This window comes from Streptomyces sp. NPDC059080 (assembly GCF_042739975.1).
Lineage (GTDB): Bacteria > Actinomycetota > Actinomycetes > Streptomycetales > Streptomycetaceae > Streptomyces > Streptomyces benahoarensis.
Window position 1 is genome coordinate 89988 of sequence record NZ_JBHYGX010000003.1, and the last position, 4218, is coordinate 94205.

A 4218-nucleotide genomic window follows, 5' to 3' on the forward strand; every position below is an offset into this window, starting at 1 on the left:
CCGCGGGGTGGTGCGTGCGAGGGGCCGCCCCCCCGAGCACCCGCCGCCCGCGGCGCGCGCGGGCGGCGGGGGCCGCGGGGGGGTGCCCGGCGTGTCGGGGGGCCCGCCCCCCCGTCGCCGTGCGGGGCCCGGGCCTTCAGTGCCCCTCCGCGTACAGCTGGCGGCTCGGCACGATCTGCTGGGACTGGCTGGGGCTCGACCACAGCAGCTTCATATGCGCCTCGCCGGAGCGCTGGGTGTGCTCGATCCGGATGCGGTGCCGGTGCCCGGCCGTCAACGGCACCGCCGCCCGGTCGACGGCCACACCGTGCGGGGTGGCGTGATCGATCACCAGCCGGTCATCGATCCACAGCCGTACGGTGTCGTCGGAGACGGTGGTCAGCGTGTACGTCTCGTCAAAGCGCGGCTCGATCAGGCCGCTCCAGCGGGTGCTGAACCGGTCCGCCGGGATCCGCGGGTCCGGGGAGCCGTCGAAGCGGTACGACTTGTTGACCGTCGGGTCGACGCCGGACACCACCGGCGCGCCCGCGAAGGCGTCGTTGTCCCAGCTCTGTGCCCACAACCCGGTGCCGTGCCCGGCGGGCGCCGCCTTCGGGGGCGTGATCGCCAGCCGGATCACGGCCGGGAGCGGACCGGGCGCGGGACCCGTCGGCGTCAGGTCGTAGCCGTCGCCCTTGGGCGAGACGGTGACCGGCCGGTCGCTGCCCAGCACCCGCGCACCGGTGACGGTGAACGGCGCCCGTGCCGTCAGATGCAGCGCACCGCCCGGCTCCGGCCAGGAGGTGACCGAGGCGTGGAGGGCGTCGCCGCGCCGGGAGACCGTGCCCCATGACGGTTCCGCGACGAGCCCGGTGTACCCGGCGCCGTACACCGCGGCGCCCTGCCCGTACGCGGCGAGCCAGCGGCCGGTCTCCCGCAGCCGGTCCAGGGATGCCTGCGGAACACGTCCGCGGCGGTCCGGGCCGACGTTGAGGAGATAGTTGCCGCCGCGGCTCGCCACGGTCAGGAGGTTGGTGACGAGCGTGGCCGGTGACTTCCAGTGGGTGTCGTAGCGGGCGAAGCCCCAGTGGTCGTTGAGCGTCATACAGCTCTCCCACAGCTGCCCGGCCACCGGCTCGTCGGGGATCTTCTGCTCCGGAGTGCCGAAGTCGCCGTCGGTCACCCCGCGTTTGCCGACGCGGTTGTTGACGATCAGGTCCGGATTCAGCCGGTGCAGATACGCCTGGAGGTCGGCGCCGTCACGGCGGGACCAGCGGTTGACGGGATCGTCGGCGTCCCAGTCGCCGTCGAACCACAACAGCGCCGGATCGTAGCCGTCGACCAACTCCTTGAGCTGCGCGTACATCCGCTTCTTGTAGCGCGGGAAGGTCGCCGGGTCAGCGAAGTCGGGGTCGTGCCAGTCCCAGATCGAGTAGTAGAAGCCGAGCTTGATCCCGGCGGCGTCGGCGGCGTGCTTCAGCTCGGCGAGGAGGTCGCGGTGCGCGTCGAACGCGGAGTGGTCGCGCAGGTTCCAGGTGTTCTGCCGCGTCGGCCACATCGCATAGCCGTCGTGGTGCTTGGCCGTGATGACGAGGTACCGCTGACCGGCGTCCTTGGCCGCCCGCACGAGCGCCCGCGCGTCGAAGTCCGCCGGGTCGAAGGTGGCGGCCTGCCGTTCGTACGCGTCGGTCGGGATCTGGCACTGCCGCTTGATCCACTCCGCGTCGCGGCAGACGGTGCCGTCGGGCCGGGTGTACTCGCCCTCCAGATTCGAGTACGCGCCGAAGTGGACGAACATGCCGAACCGGTCCTGCCGCCACCAGGAGGTGCGGTCGGCGGTGAACGGATCGTCGGCCGCGTGATTCACCCCGGGCCCCGAGCCGCCGCCCCCGGGCCCGCGCCGCGCCGCCGCCCCGGCAGGCACCCCCGCGGCCAGCAGCAGCGCCCCCAACAGCCCCAGCACTCCCCACAGCCGGACCGGTCCGATGCGGCGTCCCATCGCGGGCTCCTTCACTCGGTGGATGACCTCCGACGGCCGCCGCCCCGAGGGCGCACCACCCGCCGTGCCACCCGCATGGTGCAGCGGAGCCCGCGCCACGGGAAGCCCTGGGACCGGACAAAGGTCGGAGCAAATCGGGGGTGGGGGAGGGGAGTTACGGGGTGTCGGGAAAGGAGGGCGAAGAGACCTCGGACCTTCGGGGGCGGGGAGGGCGCCGTCCGGCCGCTCCCGTCCGGCCCCCTTCCCCGGCGTGGGCTTCGCTGTCACCATGGCAGCGCTTCCCATGAACGAACAGCGTTCCTGTACGTGAACGGGATGGTCGCGCCGGGCCGCCCCCTACGCTCCGCCCGGCCTCGTCCGCGGCCCCGCGTCGCCCCGTCCGGGCAGCTCCCGGCCCCGGCCCGTCCCGTGGTGCCCGTGCTCGACCGTCGTACCCGGAAGGGGTGTGTCATGGAACGTCGGCACTTTCTCGCCACCGGCGCCGTGCAGGCCGTCGGGAGTGGCCTGCCCCCGTTCGCGGCCGGCGGTGGCCGCGCCGCGGCGGCGGACGCGGGGGGCGGACTGCCCGCGCGGGCCGAGATCATCACGGTGCTGCGGCGCGTCGCCGACCACTGGATCGGGGCGCACAGCGACCCGGGCGACAACAAATGGGCCCGCGCCACGTTCTTCGGCGGACTGCTCGCCCTGCACCGGCTGACCGCCGAGCCCCGCTACGCCGCGTACGCCCGCGGCTGGGCCGAGAAGCACAGCTACGGGCTGAACGACGGCGTCACCACCCGTCACGCCGACAACCAGTGCGCGGGGCAAGCGTATCTGGACCTGTACGGGCTGGACCGAGCGCCGGACGAGGCGAAGATCGCGGCGCTGGACGCGTCGGTGCGGGCGATGGTCGACTCCGTGGCGGTCACGCACGACGACTGGTGGTGGAACGACGCGCTGCACATGGCGATGCCGCCGTTCGCCCGTCTCGGCGCGGTGCGCGGCGACGCCGCCTACGCGGAGGCGATGCACACCTTCTACCTCCACACCCGCAACGCCGAGGGCGGCCCGGGACTGTTCGACGGAGCCAGCGGGCTCTGGTACCGCGACAAGCGCTTCCTGCCAGGAGGGATCGTTTCGCCTGACGGCAAGCCGGTGCTGTGGTCGCGCGGCAACGGCTGGGTGGCCGGGGCCCACACCAAGGTGCTCGCCGTGCTCCCCGCCGACCACCGGCACGTGCCCGCCTACCGCACCGCGCTCACCACCGAGCTGCGCGCGCTCCGCCGCATCCAGCGCCCCGACGGCTTCTGGAACGTCAACCTCGCCGACCCCGCCCACCTGCCGGGACCCGAGACGAGCGGCACCGTCTTCTTCCTCTACGCGACGGCGTACGCACTGCGCACCGGACTCGTCCCGGCCCGCCTCTTCCGCCCGGTCGCCGCCCGCGCCTGGCACGCCCTCGTCACCCACGCCGTGCACCCGGACGGCTTCCTCGGCTACGTCCAGCCCGAGGGCGACCGGCCGGAGTCGGGCCAGCCGGTCGGCCCCGACAGCACCGCCGACTTCGGGGTCGGCGGCTTTCTGCTGGCGGGGACGGAGCTGGCGGCGTTGGTGGGGTAGCGCCCCACGCCGGGCTGGTGCCGCGACGGGGGGCGGCACCAGCCGGTCAGTGGGTGCCCCCGGTGCCTCCTCGCCGGGCAGCAGCCGCAGCAGTACCCACACCGCCAGGGCCAGGGCGAGGCTGGTGGTCCGCAACTCTGTGACCGGTCAGACGGTCGAGTTCACGGCCGTGGAGTGGACCGACTTCCTGAGCGGTGCCAAGCTGGGAGAGTTCGACTTGTCGGCGTAGGAGTTGACCCATGATGGAGTGTCCGCGTTGCGGCAGCGAGGCTGTACCAGACTCGGAACATGAGCGGGTCATGTGCTGCCTGTCGTGCTGGCACACATGGGCGCTCCCGAAGGTCACCAGTTGTCCGGGTTTCCTGCCTCGCCTCATGCCTGCGTTGCGGGTACTGGAGGAGCATCGGGATCTGAACCGCTGAGCCTGTACAACGCGGCCCCGGTCGGCATGCTTCGCGCGTGTTGGCCGGGGCTTCATGCTGCTCAGGCGTGCGCCGCGCCGGGCGTCACGGTGGTCTCGTGCCTGCCCTCCGACGAGGAAACCGCCGGCAAGCTCCCGGAGTTGACGCGGGACGGGTGACCGCCGGGCCGGGACGCCGGACGGCCAGGTGTACGGCGTGGTCTTCGCCAAGTCCCTGGAC

2 protein-coding genes are annotated in these 4218 nt (G+C 73.1%); one reads left to right on the forward strand and one right to left on the reverse strand.

Going from position 1 to position 4218, the window contains the following annotated elements:
• Window positions 1-136: 136 nt before the first annotated feature.
• Complete coding sequence (locus tag ACFWWQ_RS02875) at window positions 137-1978, reverse strand: alpha-L-fucosidase (protein ID WP_384589027.1); 1842 nt, start codon at window positions 1976-1978, stop codon at window positions 137-139.
• Between the two features lie 450 nt (window positions 1979-2428).
• On the opposite strand from ACFWWQ_RS02875, the gene ACFWWQ_RS02880 reads away from it, so the two are divergent.
• On the forward strand, window positions 2429-3577 hold the full coding sequence (locus ACFWWQ_RS02880) for a glycoside hydrolase family 88 protein (protein WP_384589030.1): 1149 nt from the start codon (window positions 2429-2431) through the stop codon (window positions 3575-3577).
• Window positions 3578-4218: the final 641 nt, after the last annotated feature.